Annotated in this window: 19 protein-coding genes; 4 read left to right on the top strand and 15 right to left on the bottom strand. The window is 60.1% G+C overall.

From position 1 onward, the window contains the following. Nucleotides 1–106: 106 nt before the first annotated feature. A complete protein-coding gene (gene pgeF, locus AB7M25_RS04730; RefSeq protein WP_454237028.1) occupies nucleotides 107–832 on the bottom strand; it encodes a peptidoglycan editing factor PgeF in 726 nt (241 codons plus the stop codon). Further along, nucleotides 829–1,791, bottom strand: a complete 963-nt coding sequence (rluD, locus tag AB7M25_RS04725; protein WP_007990414.1) for a 23S rRNA pseudouridine(1911/1915/1917) synthase RluD — start codon at nucleotides 1,789–1,791, stop codon at nucleotides 829–831. Before rluD ends, pgeF begins: the two co-directional genes overlap by 4 nt. Nucleotides 1,792–1,942: 151 nt before the next feature. Between rluD and AB7M25_RS04720 the strand changes: the two genes are divergently transcribed. The 3 genes from AB7M25_RS04720 to AB7M25_RS04710 all read left to right on the top strand — a co-directional run bounded on the left by AB7M25_RS04720 (nucleotide 1,943) and on the right by AB7M25_RS04710 (nucleotide 5,067). After that, nucleotides 1,943–2,965: an outer membrane protein assembly factor BamD gene (locus AB7M25_RS04720; RefSeq protein WP_104451412.1), complete on the top strand. Its 1,023-nt coding sequence runs from the start codon at nucleotides 1,943–1,945 to the stop codon at nucleotides 2,963–2,965. Between the two features lie 186 nt (nucleotides 2,966–3,151). Next, nucleotides 3,152–3,385, top strand: a complete 234-nt coding sequence (locus AB7M25_RS04715; RefSeq protein WP_429372515.1) for a PP0621 family protein — start codon at nucleotides 3,152–3,154, stop codon at nucleotides 3,383–3,385. Nucleotides 3,386–3,729: 344 nt separating this feature from the next. After that, complete coding sequence (locus tag AB7M25_RS04710) at nucleotides 3,730–5,067, top strand: sigma-54-dependent transcriptional regulator (protein WP_429561305.1); 1,338 nt, start codon at nucleotides 3,730–3,732, stop codon at nucleotides 5,065–5,067. 23 nt (nucleotides 5,068–5,090) lie between these two features. On the opposite strand, the gene thiO is transcribed toward AB7M25_RS04710, so the two are convergent. From thiO to AB7M25_RS04675, 7 genes are read right to left on the bottom strand one after another with little or no spacing between them, the layout of a single operon-like run. Further along, a complete protein-coding gene (gene thiO / locus AB7M25_RS04705; protein WP_454237027.1) occupies nucleotides 5,091–6,191 on the bottom strand; it encodes a glycine oxidase ThiO in 1,101 nt (366 codons plus the stop codon). Nucleotides 6,192–6,247: 56 nt separating this feature from the next. Next, nucleotides 6,248–6,649 carry a type IV pilin protein gene (locus AB7M25_RS04700; protein WP_429519018.1) on the bottom strand — a complete coding sequence of 134 codons (402 nt, stop codon included), beginning with the start codon at nucleotides 6,647–6,649 and terminating at the stop codon, nucleotides 6,248–6,250. A 14-nt stretch (nucleotides 6,650–6,663) separates the two neighbouring features. Further along, nucleotides 6,664–7,005, bottom strand: a complete 342-nt coding sequence (locus AB7M25_RS04695) for a hypothetical protein (RefSeq protein ID WP_454237026.1) — start codon at nucleotides 7,003–7,005, stop codon at nucleotides 6,664–6,666. 58 nt (nucleotides 7,006–7,063) lie between these two features. Beyond that, nucleotides 7,064–7,549: a pilus assembly PilX family protein gene (locus tag AB7M25_RS04690; protein ID WP_454237025.1), complete on the bottom strand. Its 486-nt coding sequence runs from the start codon at nucleotides 7,547–7,549 to the stop codon at nucleotides 7,064–7,066. Nucleotides 7,550–7,553: 4 nt separating this feature from the next. Next, nucleotides 7,554–8,261, bottom strand: a complete 708-nt coding sequence (locus tag AB7M25_RS04685) for a PilW family protein (protein ID WP_429383763.1) — start codon at nucleotides 8,259–8,261, stop codon at nucleotides 7,554–7,556. Next, nucleotides 8,258–8,707 carry a type IV pilus modification protein PilV gene (pilV, locus tag AB7M25_RS04680; protein WP_429383765.1) on the bottom strand — a complete coding sequence of 150 codons (450 nt, stop codon included), beginning with the start codon at nucleotides 8,705–8,707 and terminating at the stop codon, nucleotides 8,258–8,260. The genes AB7M25_RS04685 and pilV overlap by 4 nt, the downstream gene beginning before the upstream one ends. After that, nucleotides 8,704–9,177 carry a GspH/FimT family pseudopilin gene (locus tag AB7M25_RS04675; RefSeq protein ID WP_429383767.1) on the bottom strand — a complete coding sequence of 158 codons (474 nt, stop codon included), beginning with the start codon at nucleotides 9,175–9,177 and terminating at the stop codon, nucleotides 8,704–8,706. Before AB7M25_RS04675 ends, pilV begins: the two co-directional genes overlap by 4 nt. A 124-nt stretch (nucleotides 9,178–9,301) precedes the next feature. Here AB7M25_RS04675 and AB7M25_RS04670 point away from each other — a divergent pair, with 124 nt between their 5' ends. Further along, nucleotides 9,302–9,841 carry a GspH/FimT family pseudopilin gene (locus AB7M25_RS04670; protein WP_454237024.1) on the top strand — a complete coding sequence of 180 codons (540 nt, stop codon included), beginning with the start codon at nucleotides 9,302–9,304 and terminating at the stop codon, nucleotides 9,839–9,841. Here AB7M25_RS04670 and ispH read toward each other — a convergent pair. From ispH to murJ, 6 genes are all read right to left on the bottom strand, one after another. Further along, a complete protein-coding gene (ispH, locus tag AB7M25_RS04665; protein ID WP_015096888.1) occupies nucleotides 9,810–10,757 on the bottom strand; it encodes a 4-hydroxy-3-methylbut-2-enyl diphosphate reductase in 948 nt (315 codons plus the stop codon). The genes AB7M25_RS04670 and ispH overlap by 32 nt on opposite strands. A gap of 141 nt (nucleotides 10,758–10,898) precedes the next feature. Beyond that, nucleotides 10,899–11,336 carry an FKBP-type peptidyl-prolyl cis-trans isomerase gene (gene fkpB, locus AB7M25_RS04660; RefSeq protein ID WP_172435717.1) on the bottom strand — a complete coding sequence of 146 codons (438 nt, stop codon included), beginning with the start codon at nucleotides 11,334–11,336 and terminating at the stop codon, nucleotides 10,899–10,901. Nucleotides 11,337–11,343: 7 nt separating this feature from the next. After that, nucleotides 11,344–11,856 carry a signal peptidase II gene (gene lspA, locus AB7M25_RS04655; RefSeq protein WP_007970932.1) on the bottom strand — a complete coding sequence of 171 codons (513 nt, stop codon included), beginning with the start codon at nucleotides 11,854–11,856 and terminating at the stop codon, nucleotides 11,344–11,346. After that, a complete protein-coding gene (gene ileS / locus AB7M25_RS04650; RefSeq protein ID WP_429383772.1) occupies nucleotides 11,849–14,680 on the bottom strand; it encodes an isoleucine--tRNA ligase in 2,832 nt (943 codons plus the stop codon). The genes lspA and ileS overlap by 8 nt, the downstream gene beginning before the upstream one ends. A gap of 13 nt (nucleotides 14,681–14,693) precedes the next feature. Continuing rightward, nucleotides 14,694–15,632, bottom strand: a complete 939-nt coding sequence (gene ribF / locus AB7M25_RS04645) for a bifunctional riboflavin kinase/FAD synthetase (RefSeq protein WP_104451400.1) — start codon at nucleotides 15,630–15,632, stop codon at nucleotides 14,694–14,696. A 129-nt stretch (nucleotides 15,633–15,761) separates the two neighbouring features. Beyond that, complete coding sequence (gene murJ / locus AB7M25_RS04640) at nucleotides 15,762–17,300, bottom strand: murein biosynthesis integral membrane protein MurJ (RefSeq protein ID WP_454237023.1); 1,539 nt, start codon at nucleotides 17,298–17,300, stop codon at nucleotides 15,762–15,764. Between the last annotated feature and the right edge of the window lies 1 nt (nucleotide 17,301).

The following is a 17,301-nucleotide window of genomic DNA, read 5'->3' as shown; positions in this document are numbered from 1 at the left end:
CGGACCTATAAAACATCCTGAATGAAGAAACCTGCCAGATACCACAATAGATGCGGTCGATTCTGGGAGTTTCAAGCGTCGTGACGTTGATGCAGATCAGACAAGTCTAGCGTTCGAGCCAAACCAAGGAGGCAAACCGACCAGTGCGAGGCGCACGGCGGTAAGAAAAGAAGCGCGGATCGGTCACGGTGCAGAACCCGCCACCATAAACGGCGGTGACACCGCGAGCGGCCAGACGCAAGCGCGCCAGCCTATAGATGTCGGCCATGAACTTGCCGGGGTTTTGGCTCGGCACAAAAGCCTCAGCCGCTTGCGGTAATTGCTCGACGAAGGTCTCGCGCACTTCCGGGCCGACTTCAAAGGCTTGCGGGCCGATGGCCGGGCCGAGCCAGACCAATACATCTTCGGGCGCAACGTCCAGCGTATCGAGCGTCGCTTCCAGCACGCCTGCCGCCAACCCGCGCCAACCGGCATGGGCCGCCGCGACACGAGTGCCGGCGCGGTCGCAGAACAGCGCTGGCAGGCAGTCGGCAGTCATTGCCGCACAGGCGATACCGGGTGTCGACGTCCAGCTGGCATCAGCCGTGTCCACCCGGCCCGGATCGGCATGAGCCACGACAATGCCGTGGACCTGCTGCAGCCAGGCCGGTTGAATGGAGAAATGATCGGTAAGACGACGGCGATTCTCGGCAACCGCTTCAGGGTTGTCGTCTACGTGATCGCCGAGGTTGAGGCTGTCGAACGGCGCCACACTGACGCCGCCCGCACGGGTGGTCACACAGGCTTTGACCCTGGCCGGCGCGGGCCAGTCAGGAATCAGCCAGTCACTCATCCGATGAACGCCTCGCGGTCTTGCTTGAGCAGGGTCAGCAGCCAGACGAAGTCTTCCGGCAACGGCGATTCCCAGCTCATGCGCTTACCGGTGGTCGGATGATCCAGTTCCAGGAAACGCGCATGCAGCGCCTGACGCGGGAAGTTCTTCAGCGACTCGACCATGGTCGGGTTGGCGGCCGGCGGAATACGGAAACGACCGCCATAGGCGGGATCTCCGACCAACGGGTAGTTGATGTGCGCCATGTGCACGCGAATCTGGTGCGTACGACCGGTTTCCAGCTTCACCCGCACGTGAGTGTGGGAGCGGAAGCGCTCGAGCACGCGGTAATGGCTGACGGCTTGCTTGCCACCTTCCATCACGGCCATGCGCTGGCGTTGCTGGCCGTGACGACCGATCGGCGCGTTGATCTTGCCACCGGCTGTCACCACACCGATCACGATGCACTCGTAGATCCGGCTGACGCTGCGGCTCTGCAACTGCGTCACCAACTGCGTCTGCGCCTGAATGGTCTTGGCCACCACCATCAGACCGGTGGTGTCCTTGTCCAGGCGATGCACGATACCGGCGCGGGGCACATTGATGATGTCCGGCACGTGGTGCAGCAAGGCGTTGAGCAAGGTGCCGTCGGCATGACCGGCAGCCGGGTGCACCACAAGGCCCGCAGGCTTGTTGATCACCAGGATGTCGTCGTCTTCGTAGACGATATCCAGGGCTATGTCTTGAGCGACCCATTCGCCCTGAGCTTCCTGCTCGGCAGTCAACTCAAGGATGGCGCCGCCATGGACGATGTCTCGCGGGCGGATAACCGCCCCATCCACAGTCAGGCGGCCGTCTTTGATCCAGGCGGAAAGGCGCGAGCGCGAGTGCTCAGCGAATAATTGTGCGGCGACTTGATCGAGGCGTTGGCCGCCCAATTCGGACGGCACCTCTGCGCGAAGTTCAATTTTATCGGACATGCTCAGACTAGGCGTCGGCACAGCCTTTGGTTTCGGCTGCGCGCTTGTGGTTAAATACGGCGTCTTTTGCCCCGAGGCTTTTCAACGGGGCGCTCATCATAACAGGACGGCCACGCCCAAGACAGCGGCCGTCATAGGGACGCAAGCCGCCATGCAAGTGAAACACCTGCTGCTGATCGCCATCCTCGCATTGACCGCTGCTTGCTCATCGAAGGAAGTCGTAGACGAAAACCTCAGTGAAGTCGAGCTGTACCAACAGGCTCAAAATGACCTGGACAACAGTAGCTACACCAGCGCCATCGCCAAGCTGAAGGCTCTGGAGTCGCGTTATCCGTTCGGTCGCTATGCCGATCAGGCGCAACTCGAACTCATCTACGCCAACTATAAGAACACCGAGCCAGAAGCGGCCAAGTCCGCGGCTGAGCGCTTCATTCGTCTGCACCCTCAGCATCCGAACGTCGATTATGCCTACTACCTCAAAGGCCTGACTTCTTTCGACCAGGACGTCGGCCTGCTGGCGCGTTTCCTGCCGCTGGACATGACCAAGCGTGACCCTGGCGCCGCCCGCGACTCCTATAACGAGTTCGCCCAACTGACCAGCCGCTTCCCGAACAGCCGTTACGCGCCGGATGCCAAGCAGCGCATGATTTACCTGCGCAACCTGCTGGCGGCCTACGAAATTCACGTGGCCGACTACTACCTGACCCGTCAGGCCTATGTCGCAGCGGCAAACCGCGGTCGTTACGTGGTGGAAAACTTCCAGGAAACCCCTTCGGTCGGCGACGGCCTGGCGGTGATGACCGAGGCCTATCAGCGCCTGCACCTGGACGAGCTGGCTGCCACCAGCCTGGAAACCCTGAAGCTCAACTACCCGAACCACCCGACGCTGGTAGACGGCCAGTTCGTACCGACCGTGGCCGAAGCCGACAACCGTTCGTGGCTGAGCAAGGCGACCCTGGGCCTGATCGAATCCCGCCCGCCGCTGCCACCGGGCGAAACCCGCGCCAACCAGGACGTACAGAAGCAGTTCCAGGACGCCAAGGATGCAATTCCGTCCGAACTCAAGCCTAAAGACGGCAATGGCGAAGCGATCGAAGAAGAAAATCACGAAGCGGAAGGCAACAACAGCGACCGCTCGTGGTTCAGCTACATGACCTTCGGCGTGTTCGACTGACACCTCGGGCTGTGCAAAAAGGGAGACTTGCTCGCGATGGACGTCAACGTTAACGCGCTTTGTCTGAATAAACGCGTCGTCCTTGAGACCATCGCGAGCAAGCTCGCTCCTACATAAGCCATTAGGCTGTGCGCTGGCCATGTCCTTGGCTAAACTAGCTAATCACTAGTCAAAAAGCAGCTCACCATGCTTCGTTTATTGTTCTGGATTGCCCTGATTGCCGCTGCCGTATGGTTCTGGCGTAAATTCAAGGGGCAGGCTTCCACCCCCAGGTCCCCTGCCGAACGGGAAGCGGCGCCCATGGTCCGCTGCGCCCATTGCGGCGTTCACCTGCCCCGTGACCGCGCGCTGAGCCTCGACCAACGGTGGTATTGCAGCCAGGCTCATCTCGAGCAGGACAAGGGTTCAAGTGGCCGCTGACACGCTCCCGAAATGGCGGCCGATCGAGGACTATCGCTGACACCCAAGGAACTGAAAGGCATCGAGTGACGTCTCACGCAGATTATTCAAGACTACTCTCTGCGAATGAACCGGGTAATCGAAAACGTCCTGCACCTGCATCGCCGCGCGCCAATGTCGCCGCCATGGCTTGACCTGAAATCCCTGGAAATACTCCATCACGACGCCCCTGGCCCGCCTCTCAAGGGCCCGGGGCTTTATCTGTCCGGCCAGCCGGGCGAAAGTACTCCGTCCCGCCTAGACTTCAAGGCACGCCAGGAAAGCGGCTGCTTTTGCATGACCTTTGCTCACGGACGGAACCTAGTTTGAACACGAGACCACGACAAAAAGTCTTGATCGTCGATGACGAACCAGACATACGCGAACTCCTGGAAATCACCCTCGGAAGGATGAAACTGGAGACGTTCAACGCCCGCAATGTCGTCGAAGCGCAATCGCTGCTGAAAAGCGAAACATTCGATCTCTGCCTGACCGACATGCAATTGCCGGATGGCACCGGCCTGGAATTGGTCCAGCACATCCAGCAACGTCACCCTCAGGTCCAGGTGGCGATGATCACCGCCTATGCCAGTCTCGAAACCGCTATCAATGTGCTCAAGGCCGGAGCATTCGACTTCCTGACCAAACCGGTGGACCTTACGCGCCTGCGTGAACTGGTCACCAGCGCCCTGCTGCTTCCTGCCCGCGGGGTCGACATCGATCGCCGTTTGCTGGGCAACTCATTACCCATGCGCAACCTGCGCAAGCACATCACCAAACTGGCCAACAGTCATGCGACGGTATACATCAGCGGAGAATCCGGCAGTGGCAAGGAATTGGTCGCGCGCCTGATCCATGATCAAAGCCCCCGCGCCAAGCAGCCGTTCATTGCGATCAACTGCGCGGCGATTCCCTCTGAGCTGTTGGAGAGCGAGTTTTTTGGCCACCGCAAAGGCAGCTTCAGCGGCGCCATCGAAGACAAACCCGGTCTGTTCCAGGCCGCTCACGGCGGCACCCTGCTCCTCGACGAAGTGGCCGACCTGCCGCTGGCCATGCAAGTCAAACTGCTACGCGCCATTCAGGAGAAAGCCGTACGCAGCGTCGGCGGGCAACAGGAGGTGGCGGTAGATGTGCGCATTCTCTGCGCCACACACAAAGACCTTGGCGTCGAAGTCGCCGCCGGGCGATTTCGGCATGATCTTTACTACCGTTTGAATGTGATCGAACTCCGGGTGCCGCCCCTGCGCGAACGTCGTGATGACATCGAGATGCTGGCCAGCCACATACTCAAGCGCCTGGCCGCCGATACGGCTCAACAGGCAGCCAGACTCCACTCCCAAGCCCTCGATGCGCTGAAAAGCTATCGCTTCCCGGGCAATGTGCGGGAACTGGAAAATATGCTCGAACGGGCTCACACCTTGTGCGAGGACAATCAGATCGAAGCCGGTGACCTGCGCCTGGCTGAAGGCAATTGCGCAGCTGAAGGTGGAATGCCGGACCTGGCCCGGATAGACAATCTGGACACCTATCTGGAAAACGTCGAACGCCAACTGCTGCTCCAGGCCCTGGAGGAAACCCGCTGGAACCGCACGGCGGCGGCTCAGCGGTTGAATCTGTCATTCAGGTCGATGCGTTACAGGCTCAAGAAATTGGGGCTGGATTGAGGCTGCGATCTTTTGCGTTTTGTTCACAGTCTTCCGACAGGCGCATAAGGCGTCGGATCGATAATCGGCGTACGACCCAGCATCACATCGGCAAACAACTGACATGACGCCGGCGCCAACACCAGTCCGTTACGGTAATGCCCACAGTTGAGCCAGAGCCCCTCAAACCCCGGCACCGGGCCGATATAGGGAATGCCCTCGGGTGATCCCGGGCGCAATCCGGCCCAGTGCCCCACCACTTCGGCATCGGCCAGTGCCGGAATCAATTCCACCGCCGACGCCTTCAGGCTTTCCAGTGCCAACCCGGTCGGCGTCTTGTCAAAACCTTCATGCTCCAGCGTACTCCCGATCAGTATGTGTCCGTCGCGCCGGGGAATCGCATAACGGCCCTTGGCCAGGACCATGCTTGGCAGGAAATCCGCCGCGCACTTGTAGAGAATCATCTGCCCTTTCACCGGCTCGACCGGCAGCGTCAGTTCAAGACACTTGAGCAATTCACCGCTCCAGGCTCCTGCCGTCAGGACGATCTGATCGCCGAGAACAGCGCCTGTGGCGGTCTGCACGCCGACCACTTTGTTGCCGTCACGAACAAACCCGCTGACCTCGCACTGCTCATGGATCGTCACGTTCGGCAGCGCCAGCAACGCGGCCTTGAGCGCCTTCACCAGGCGCGGGTTACGCACGTTGGCGACATCGGCCATGTAGATCGCCCGGGAAAAACCGCTGCCCAGCACCGGTACGGCGTCGTGTGCCGCCGAGATATCCACGGCACTCAACGGACGATGCTCCCGGGCGGCCCATGCCAGCGCTTCAGCCTCGTCATCCAGATCCAGCCAATACAGACCGGTGGTATGCACTTCAGGATCAACACCGGTGGCGGCGAACAAGCGCTCGCCCAGTTGTGGATAAAAGTCCTGGGACCAGTGAGCCAACGCGGTGACCGCCGGGCTGTAGCGCCACGGGTAAAGCGGCGAAACGATGCCGCCACCGGCCCAGGACGACTCCTGACCGACGTTCGAGCGATCCAGAAGCACAACGCTTTGCACTTCGGAGGCGAGATTGAAGGCCGTCAGCAAGCCAATCACTCCACCGCCGACAATCACCACTTGCTGTTGCCTGGTCATGTTCTGATCCAATCGTTAAATAGACAGAGGGTGCAAAAGGCACCCGAAAAGGAAACTCAGCGCCCCCAGCAGTCTTTGCTGGTCAGGCCGGACTTCGCATTGACCATACCGAGCACACCGGTGTTGGTGATGGTCAGATCACCGCATTTGTCCGTGGCCATGCTTGAGTCAGCCTTGCGTACCGCCGTCAGCAGAAAGGTCTGGTCGGTCAGGGCTGGAGTAATGCTGTAGTAGTCATTGCCGGCGCTGAGGCCCGTCGCATCGGTGTAGACATTTTTCTGCGAGTAGAAGCGCTCCAGGAGCTGCGCCTGCTCCGAAAGCAGACCCGCCACTTCCGCGCGACGGCCCTTGCTCAGGTACTCGGTGAAACTCGGTGCGGCAATGGTCATGACAATCCCGATGATCGCAATCACGATCATGATTTCGATCAGGGTAAAACCGCGGTTGGAACTACGCATGCCTCAACTCTCACTTACTGTATTTGTCGCCACATGATGCGACGGCTGCCGCCGGATTTTTCCATCCCCGGCGCATCGTCGCCAGTGGAATCGTTTACGACCCCGCCATTGTCGCCGGTATCCTGGGTCGAATGCTCTCCGACAAAGATCACACCATCGGACAGCGTGTCGAGGTTGTCGACCACGCCATCGGCGTTGCTGTCGAGCATCTTAACGCTGATCGCTTCGGGCAGCTTCAGGCAGACGGCTTTCAAGCCCTGATTGCCATGATAGAAACCGTACCAGTTGCCATTCGCCAGACAGGTTGGCCGGTTCAGCGCTATCGAATCCGCTGGCGTGACTGCATGCGCCGACATTGACAGGTCAAGCGCGACCACGACGCCGAGCAGGTGTGACCATAACCTGACAGGTCGCTCAGTACTTCGCATAGATACTCTCCACCACACTGCGCGAATGACCCGCGATGCCGACTGCCGTTACCCGATACAAGGTCGCCGAGGTATTGATTGGCACATTCACCGCCTTCTTGCTGACACCGATGTTTTGCACGCCATAAAAACCCTTGCCCGATGCAATCCAGGTCACTCCGGAAGTGGCGTTGAAGCCGGCTGCGGTGATAGTCGAGGACTCGGACGGTGGTGCACATTGAACGATGCCGCTGCAAACAGGTAGCGCATAACTGTCCCGTTGCACTCCACTCTCGCCCACCCGCAATGCTGCCTCGGCGCTCTGAAACGACTGGTTGTGCAAGGCGACGCTACCGGCCATTTTTTCCTGCAGGGTCGCGCTCTGCATCGAGGAGAGCCCTATCAGCGTCAGCAAGAGCAAGAACACCAGACTGACCAGCAGCGCCATGCCGCGCTGGGTGTGATATGTCACGGGAGAACGATTCAATGGCATTCCCTCATGGCAAGCGGTTGCGCAGTGCGGCAACCACGTTGAAGGTTTGATCACTCACCCGGCGGCTCGGATCGGTGAGGGTCAGGCTCAGGCGAACGCTACGAATCAGCGCGGGATCCGGCGGGTTGCTGCTGTAGCGGGATGCAGCCAGATCAGTGGCCGTACTGGCCAAGCCGAAGCTCACGTCGAAAGCGCCGACGTTGTCCACCAGTACCTGGGGTGCTGCGGCCCCGCCCTTCATGAGCAACTGGTTGTTGCTGAACCTGTAAGTCAGCCGCCGGATCGGAAATGCCTGCTGCCCTACCGCTGGCGTCCGACCTTCACTGTAGGCCGTCGAATGGGTTCTACAATCAGAAAGCACGGTCCAGTCCGGCTTGTCGCCATTGCTGCCGACATCCGACATCACCAGCGTCAACTGGCGGCCGCCGTTGTCCCAACGAATCGGCGTTGTACGACTGGCATGGAAATCACCTTTCTCACTTGAATCAGTGATCGTTTCCAGACAACCGAACATCCCGACCATGCGGATTTCCTTAATCATTTTGCTCAACACAAAACGTGCATCCTCCTGCATGTTCGCGGCCGCACTCTGACTGAGATAGGTGTTCTTGGCCGCGATGAAAACCTGCACCACGCCGAGCACCACGATCAGGCTCAATGCCAGGGCGATCAGCAACTCGACCAGGCCGAAGCCTTTGCTGCAACGAGTCATGGGGTCGCCCCCGGATCGACGGCCGTGCGGCTGGTCAGGACGAAGCTGCGCCGCGATTCGGCAGTCTTCGCGGCCCGTGAGTCGTCCCAGTTGATCGTGATGGTGTACAGCTGCTGATTGACGGTGACACTGCCGGTCGCGGTGGCGCCGAGTGAGCTGACAATGTTGGCATTGAAGTCAAAGAGGTCCTGATCCCGGGCAACGTCTGGATTGCCCGAAGCCGGAGGCGCAATGGTGTAGTCCGCAGCGGCGTTGGCGCGAATGCGGTCCAGCATGTCGTAAGCGATAAAACTGGCCTGACTGGTCATGCGCGCGCTGTCCGTGTACTTCAGCGCATTGAGCTGAAACGCCGCTGCGCCCAGCAACCCCACTCCCAGAATGACTAACGCCACCAGGACTTCGACCAGCGTCATACCCTCCTGCGAGCCTTGCATCCCTGCCCTCATCCGCAACGTCCACCCAATAGAATTCGTCCGTTCAAACACACTGTCAGCGTCCTGCTTTGTGCTCCCCGCCCATAGCTGATCACCACCTCCGAGGACGGCGATGACAATCCGCCCAGACTGTTGAAATCGATAGCAGTGACGCCAGAGGTTAGCGCCAGAGTTGCGCCGTTGCTCATCGCCGGAACAACCCGCAATACATTGGCCAAAGCGCCAGTACCGTCGTAAATCGCCAGCTCCCCACTCCAGACACTCCCGCCAGCTGTCGGCCGCACCCGCGTGGTATTGCCCCGATCGATGGCTTCGAGTCGGGCCACATTCAACGCTCGCTGCAGGTCCGCGATTTCGGTATCAGCCCTGGTTGTTTGCGTCGAGCGGGTAAACGCCGGGACGGCCATGGTGAGCAGGATCAGAAGAATCGCGAGCGCGATCAGCAACTCGATCAGCGTGAAACCTTTTGTACGATGCTCCATCGGGCCCTTCTGTTTCCTTCGGCTATACCTGCTGTTGCGCAGCACAACGTTCGAACGATGCTGTGCGTTGCCATTTCTCGCGCACGGATTGCGCGAGCCACAGCACGCCACGGAGGGAAATATCATGCGGCAACACGGCTTCAGCCTGATCGAACTGCTCATGGGACTGGCAATTACAGGAATTGTTCTGCTTCTGGTTACTCCGGCGTTCGCAACGCTGATCGAGTCGAACCAAAGACAGCAAGCGGCGCAGGCTCTTTTCAGTGGTATTCGCACCGCCCGGAGCGAAGCCATCGTCCGCAACCAGGCCGTGGTGATTCACGGCATCAATGGCGACTGGAGCCAAGGCTGGCGGATGATCCTGGATATCAGCGGCAAGGGGGAGATGGACAGCGACAATCCATTGTTGGCCGAACGCCAGAGCAGCGTACCCGTGTCGATTGCGGGGAACGGTTCGGTCGAAAGCTCAATACGATTCAGAGGTCAGGGCGAAGCACTGATTGGAGGAACGTTACACATTTGCGCCGTTCGCGAGCCGGTAAGCCAACACCAAGTGGTGTTGGCACGGACCGGTCGCGTCAGCCTGCGCAACAACAAGGCTGAGGAGGCGTTATGCGAAAAAAGGACTGAATTCAGAGCAACGAGCGAACGCGCAGTTCTTTAGGCATCGAGAACGTGATGTTCTCCTCGCGACCGGCCAGTTCATCGGCACCGGTGGCCCCCCAGGCCTGCAACTGCTGGATCACGCCGCGCACCAGGACTTCCGGGGCGGATGCGCCAGCAGTGATGCCGATACGCTCGACGCCGTCGAACCAGCTCTTTTGCAGGTCTTCGGCACCGTCGATCAGGTAGGCCGGAGTGGACATGCGCTCTGCCAGCTCGCGCAAGCGATTGGAGTTGGAACTGTTCGGGCTGCCGACCACCAGCACCACGTCGCACTCGTCGGCCAGTTGCTTGACCGCATCCTGACGGTTTTGCGTGGCGTAGCAAATGTCGTCCTTGCGCGGTCCGCCGATGGCCGGGAAGCGCGAACGCAGGGCGTCGATAACGCGACTGGTATCGTCCATCGACAAGGTGGTCTGGGTCACGAAGGCGAGCTTTTCAGGGTTGTTCACCTGCAACGCCGCGACATCTTTCTCGTCTTCGACCAGATAGATCGCGCCACCATTGCTGGCATCGTACTGGCCCATGGTGCCTTCGACTTCCGGGTGACCGGCGTGGCCGATGAGAATGCACTCCCGGCCGTCACGGCTGTAACGCGCCACTTCGATGTGGACTTTGGTCACCAGCGGGCACGTGGCATCGAACACTTTCAGCCCGCGGCCAGCCGCTTCGCTGCGCACGGCCTGGGAAACGCCGTGTGCACTGAAGATCACAATGACGTCGTCCGGCACCTGATCCAGTTCTTCGACGAAGATCGCGCCACGGGAGCGCAGGTCTTCGACGACAAATTTGTTGTGGACCACTTCGTGGCGCACATAGATCGGCGGCCCGAAAACTTCCAGGGCGCGGTTGACGATTTCGATCGCCCGGTCCACACCGGCGCAGAAACCACGGGGGTTGGCGAGTTTGATTTGCATGCTGTGCCTCGTGTCTTGCGCGCAGGAAATTGGATCATTGCAACTTACTGTAGGAGCTGGCTTGCCAGCGATGGGGCCACTGGATTCACCACAAGGCTCCGAGGCCTCATCGCCGGCAAGCCGGCTCCTACAGAAAAGCGATTACAGCGCTTTGACGGAAATGATTTCCACGTCAAAGGTCAGCGTCTTGCCCGCCAGCGGGTGGTTGAAGTCGATGGTCACTTGCGCGTCGTCGAACTCTTTCACCACGCCCGGCAGTTCAGTATTGGCCGCATCGTTGAAGATCACCAGTAAACCCGGCGAAAGCTCCATGTCTGCAAACTGCGAGCGCGGAATGATCTGCACGTTTTGCGGGTTCGGCTGGCCGAAGGCGTTTTCCGGCTCGATGCTCAGTGTACGCTTGTCACCGGCCTTGAAACCGAACAGGGCTGCTTCGAAACCTGGCAACAGGTTGCCGTCACCGACCTTGAAGGTCGCAGGGGCTTTGTCGAAGGTGCTGTCCACCGTGTCGCCATTCTCCAGGCGCAATGCGAAATGCAAGGTGACTTCCGTGTTCTGGCCGATGCGTTGCTCAGCCAATACCTGTTCAGTCATGAACGGTTTCTCCGGTCTTTTTACTTTTGAACATATCCAGTGCCAGCATGACAGCACCTACCGTGATTGCACTGTCGGCAAAGTTGAACGCCGGGAAATACCAGCGGTTCTGCCAATGCACCAGAATGAAATCGATCACATGGCCCAAGGCAATGCGGTCATACAGATTGCCCAGCGCGCCGCCGAGCACCAGCGCCAGCGCGACCGCCAGCCAGGTCTCGTTGCGCCCCAGACGCTTGAGCCACACCACCAGCACCGCACTGACCACCACCGCGATCAAGGCGAACAGCCAGCGCTGCCAGCCGGAGCTGTCAGCCAGGAAGCTGAACGCCGCACCAGTGTTGTAGGCCAGGGTCCAGCTGAAGTAATCGGGGATGATCACGATCTGCTGGTACATCTGGAGCTTGCCTTCGAAGTAGAACTTGCTGGCCTGGTCGATGACCAGGACCAGCAAACTCAACCAGAGCCAGCTCAGCCGTCCGAAACGGCCAACGGCATTAGGCATAGTGACGGACCTCGCCAGCGCCGCTGATGTTGTCCACGCAACGACCGCAGATTTCCGGATGCTCCGGGTTCACGCCGACGTCTTCGCGGCAGTGCCAGCAACGGGCGCATTTGGCGTGGGCCGACTTGACGATCTTCAGCTTCAGGCCGCTGACTTCGGTAACGACCGCGTCCTCTGGTGCCTTCACAAACGGTGCAACGCTGGCAGTTGACGTGATCAGCACGAAGCGCAGCTCGTTGCTCAGCTTGGCCAGGTCGGCAGTCAACGCGTCTTCGGCGAACAGCGTCACTTCGGCTTGCAGGTTGCCACCGACAGCCTTGGCTGCACGCTGGATTTCCATCTCTTTGTTGACCGCAACCTTCACTTCCATGATGCGGTCCCAGTAGGCGCGACCCAGCTCGAAGCCTTCCGGCAGTTCGCTCAGGCCTTCGTACCAGGTGTTGAGCATGACGGACTCGTTACGCTCGCCCGGCAGGTACTGCCACAGTTCGTCGGCGGTGAACGCCAGAATCGGCGCGATCCAGCGCACCAGCGCTTCGGAGATGTGGAACAGCGCGGTCTGGCACGAACGACGGGCCTTACTGTCGGCGCCGGTGGTGTACTGGCGATCCTTGATGATGTCGAGATAGAAGCCACCCAGCTCCTGCACGCAGAAGTTGTGGATCTTCGAGTACACGTTCCAGAAGCGGTATTCACTGTAATGCTCTTGCAGCTCGCGTTGCAGCAGCAGGGTGCGATCCACGGCCCAACGGTCCAGTGCCAGCATTTCTTCGGCCGGCAGCAGGTCGGTGGCCGGGTTGAAACCGGTCAGGTTCGACAGCAGGAAGCGCGCGGTGTTACGGATACGCCGGTAGGCGTCCGCACTGCGTTGCAGGATCTGCTCGGAAACCGCCATTTCACCCGAGTAATCGGTCGAGGCAACCCACAGACGCATGATGTCGGCGCCCAGGGTGTCGTTGACTTTCTGCGGCGCGATCACGTTGCCCAGGGACTTGGACATCTTGCGGCCGGACTCGTCGACGGTGAAACCGTGGGTCAGCAGTTCGCGGTACGGCGCGTGGTTGTCGATGGCGCAACCGGTCAGCAGCGACGAGTGGAACCAGCCGCGGTGTTGGTCCGAGCCTTCCAGGTACAGGTCGGCGCGCGGGCCGGTTTCATGGCCCATCGGGTGCGAACCACGCAGGACGTGCCAGTGCGTGGTACCCGAATCGAACCAGACGTCCAGGGTGTCGCTGATCTTGTCGTACTGCGGCGCTTCGGCGCCCAGCAGCTCGGCGGCGTCCAGCTTGAACCAGGCTTCGATGCCTTCGACTTCGACGCGCTTGGCAACCTCTTCCATCAGCTCGACGGTGCGTGGGTGCAGTTCGCCGCTTTCCTTGTTCAGGAAGAACGGGATCGGCACGCCCCAGTTGCGCTGACGGGAGATGCACCAGTCCGGACGGTTGGCGATCATCGAGTGCAGGCGCGCCTGGCCCCAGGCCGGGACGAACCTGGTGTCTTCAATGGCCTTGAGCGAACGTACACGCAGGGTGTCGCCGGTGGTCGGCTGCTTGTCCATGCCGATGAACCACTGCGCGGTGGCGCGGTAGATCAGCGGGGTCTTGTGGCGCCAGCAGTGCATGTAGCTATGTTCGATGACGGTGGTGTGCAGCAACGCACCGACTTCGGTCAATTTGTCGACGATGGCCGGGTTGGCCTTCCAGATGAACTGGCCGCCGAAGAACTCCAGCGAAGGCACGTACACGCCGTTGCTTTGTACCGGGTTGAGAATGTCGTCGTTGACCATGCCGTACTTCTTGCAGGTCACGAAGTCGTCCACGCCATAGGCCGGTGCGGAGTGAACCACGCCAGTGCCTGCGCCCAGCTCGACGTAGTCGGCCAGGTACACCGGCGACAGGCGGTCGTAGAACGGGTGACGGAAGTTGATCAGTTCCAGCGCCGAACCAGCAGCGGTAGCGATCACCGAACCTTCCAGCGAGTAGCGCGCCAGGCACGACTCGACCAGCTCTTCAGCCAGAACCAGCAGTTTGTCACCGACGTCGACCAGGGCGTAGTTGAATTCCGGGTGGACGTTCAACGCCTGGTTGGCCGGGATGGTCCACGGGGTAGTGGTCCAGATCACGATCGAGGCCGGCTTGCCCAGGGCAGGCAGACCGAAGGCGGCAGCCAGCCTGGCTTCGTCGGCAATCGGGAAGGCCACGTCGATGGTCGAGGACTTTTTGTTCTCGTACTCGACTTCCGCTTCAGCCAGGGCCGAACCGCAGTCGAAGCACCAGTTCACGGGCTTCAAGCCCTTGAACACGAATCCGCCCTTGACGATTTCAGCCAGGGCACGGATTTCCCCGGCCTCGTTCTTGAAGTCCATGGTCTTGTACGGGTTGGCGAAGTCGCCCAGCACGCCCAGACGGATGAACTCGGATTTCTGCCCTTCGATCTGCTCGGTGGCATAGGCTCGGCACAGTTCGCGGGTCTTGTCCGCGCCCAGGTTCTTGCCGTGGGTCACCTCGACCTTGTGCTCGATCGGCAGGCCGTGGCAGTCCCAGCCCGGGACATAAGGCGCGTCGAAGCCCGACAGGGTCTTCGAGCGGATGATCATGTCCTTGAGAATCTTGTTCAGCGCATGACCGATGTGAATCGTGCCGTTGGCGTACGGAGGGCCGTCGTGCAATACGAACTTCGGACGATCCTTGCCAATCTCGCGCAACTTTCCGTACAGGCCAATACTGTCCCAGCGCTGCAGGATCTGCGGTTCGCGCTGTGGCAGGCCGGCCTTCATTGGGAAGGCGGTGTCCGGAAGGTTTAGCGTGGCTTTATAGTCGGTCATTTAAGGCTCTTCATTAGCGATGGGCGCTAGGTGCGGCTAGTGCACGGGCGGCGGCGACATCCGCGCTGATCGCCGTTTTCAGTGCCTCCAGAGAGGCGAAACGCTGCTCTTCACGCAGCTTGTGGTGGAAAACCACCGTTAAACGCCGGTCATACAGATCGCCGGCAAAATCTAAAAGATGCACTTCCAGGTGGGCTTTGCCATCACCTTGAACCGTGGGCCGCACGCCGATATTGGCGACGCCGGGCCAGGTCTTGCCGTCGATCTCGACGTCCACCAGGTAAACCCCGGTGAACGGTACGCGACGGCGCTTGAGTTGTATGTTGGCCGTGGGCGTACCCAACTGCCGAGCGAGTTTCTGGCCATGCAATACGCGACCAGCGATCCGGTACGGCCGCCCGAGGAGGCGTTCGGCCAGGGCGAAATCCGCAGCGGCCAGGGCATTGCGGACCTGTGTGCTGCTGACCCGGATACCATCCAGCTCGACGGTTTGCGCCGCTTCGACGGTAAATCCCTGAAGGATGCCGGCCTGTTGCAGGAAATCGAAATCTCCCGCGCGATCACAACCGAAACGGAAGTCATCACCGACCTCCAGGTGCTGGACACCCAGGCCATCGACCAGAATGGTATCGACGAACTCGCTGGCGCTGAGTTTGCTCAGGCGCTGGTTGAAAGCCAGGCACAGAACGCGGTCGACGCCTTCGGCGGCCAACAATTGCAGCTTGTCCCGCAGACGGGCCAGACGGGCCGGTGCGGTCTCCGGCGCGAAGAACTCGCGCGGTTGCGGCTCGAAAATCACCACGCAACTGGGCACGCCCAACTCGAGCGCACGCTCACGCAGCCGCGCCAGGATAGCCTGGTGGCCACGGTGTACACCGTCAAAGTTGCCAATAGTGGCGACACAGCCCCGATGCTGGGGGCGCAGATTGTGGAGGCCTCGAACCAGCTGCATAACGCGCTTCTTGCTCATAAAGTGGTCGATTATAACCACACCCGGCGGCCGACGACAGGCAACACCGTAACCCAAAGTGATCGAGCCGACAAAACCGCCGGCCCGCCCGTGTTTATCGAGGCCGCAACCTCAGCCAAGCGTCTTGCGATTGAAGTCGCGCAAACGGAAGCCCATCAACACTAACATGCCGAAATAGGCCACCACACCGGCAACGACCAAGGCACCCAGACGCAGGAAACGCTCAAGCATCTGCCCCTCACCCCAGGCCGGCATGAAATGCATCCCTGCCAGTAACACGCCAGACATCACCGCCACCGCAATCACCAGCTTGAAGCCGAACTTTGCCCAGCCCGGTTGCGGCTGGTACATCTGCTGTTTACGCAGTTGATAGAAGAGCAACCCCGCATTGAGGCAGGCGCCGGCGCTGATGGCGAGCGCCAGCCCCGCGTGAGCCAGAGGACCAATCAGCAACAGGTTAAACAACTGAGTGACGACCAGCGTAAAAATTGCGATCTTCACCGGCGTGCGGATGTTTTGTTGCGCATAAAAGCCCGGTGCTAGCACTTTAATCACGATAATCCCGAGCAACCCGACGGAATAGGCGATCAACGCACGCTGGGTCATGGCCGCATCATGGGCATCGAACTGACCATACTGGAACAGGGAAACCGTCAGCGGTTCGGCCAGAACCCCCAGCGCCAGGGCGCAAGGCAATACCAGCACGAAACATAGACGCAGGCCCCAATCGAGGATGCGCGAGTATTCGTGGCGATCCTTGCTGGCGTAAGTCTTGGCCAGGGTCGGCAGCAGAATTGTCCCCAGCGCCACGCCCAACACCCCGGACGGCAGCTCCATCAAACGGTCGGCGTAATACATCCACGACACGGAACCGGCCACCAGGAAAGACGCGAAGATAGTGTTGATGATCAACGAAATCTGGCTCACCGAGACACCGAGAATGGCCGGCAACATTTGCTTCATGACGCGCCACACACCGCTGTCACGCAGGTTCAGGCGCGGCAGTACGAGCATGCCGATCTTTTTCAGGTGCGGTAGCTGATAGAGCAACTGCGCCAGCCCGCCGACCAGTACCGCCCAGCCGAGCGCCATGACGGGCGGATCGAAGTACGGCGTCAAAAACACCGAAAAGATGATCATGCTGACGTTCAGCAGGGTCGGCACGAAGGCCGGCACCGAAAAGCGGTTCCAGGTATTGAGGATCGCGCCGGCCAACGACGACAGGGAAATCAGCAGGATGTAGGGAAAGGTCACCCGCAACAGACTTGAGGTCAGTTCGAATTTTTCCGGCGTGTCGGTGAAACCCGGCGCGGTGACCCAGATGACCCACGGCGCGGCGATCATGCCCAACGCCGTGACCAGCGCCAGCACCAGCGTCAGCAGGCCCGAGACGTAGGCGATGAAGGTACGCGTCGCCTCTTCACCCTGCTGGCTTTTATATTCGGCAAGAATCGGCACGAACGCCTGGGAAAACGCCCCTTCGGCAAAGATTCGCCGCAGCAGATTGGGCAATTTGAAGGCGATAAAGAAGGCGTCAGTCGCCATTCCTGCGCCAAATGCGCGTGCGATGAGGGTGTCTCGGACAAATCCCAGAATCCGGGAAAGCATCGTGATAGAGCTGACGGCGGCCAACGATTTGAGCAGATTCATG

It is taken from the genome of Pseudomonas sp. AP3_22 TE3818, assembly GCF_053628995.1.
This window is presented reverse-complemented; position numbering and strand designations above follow the sequence as displayed.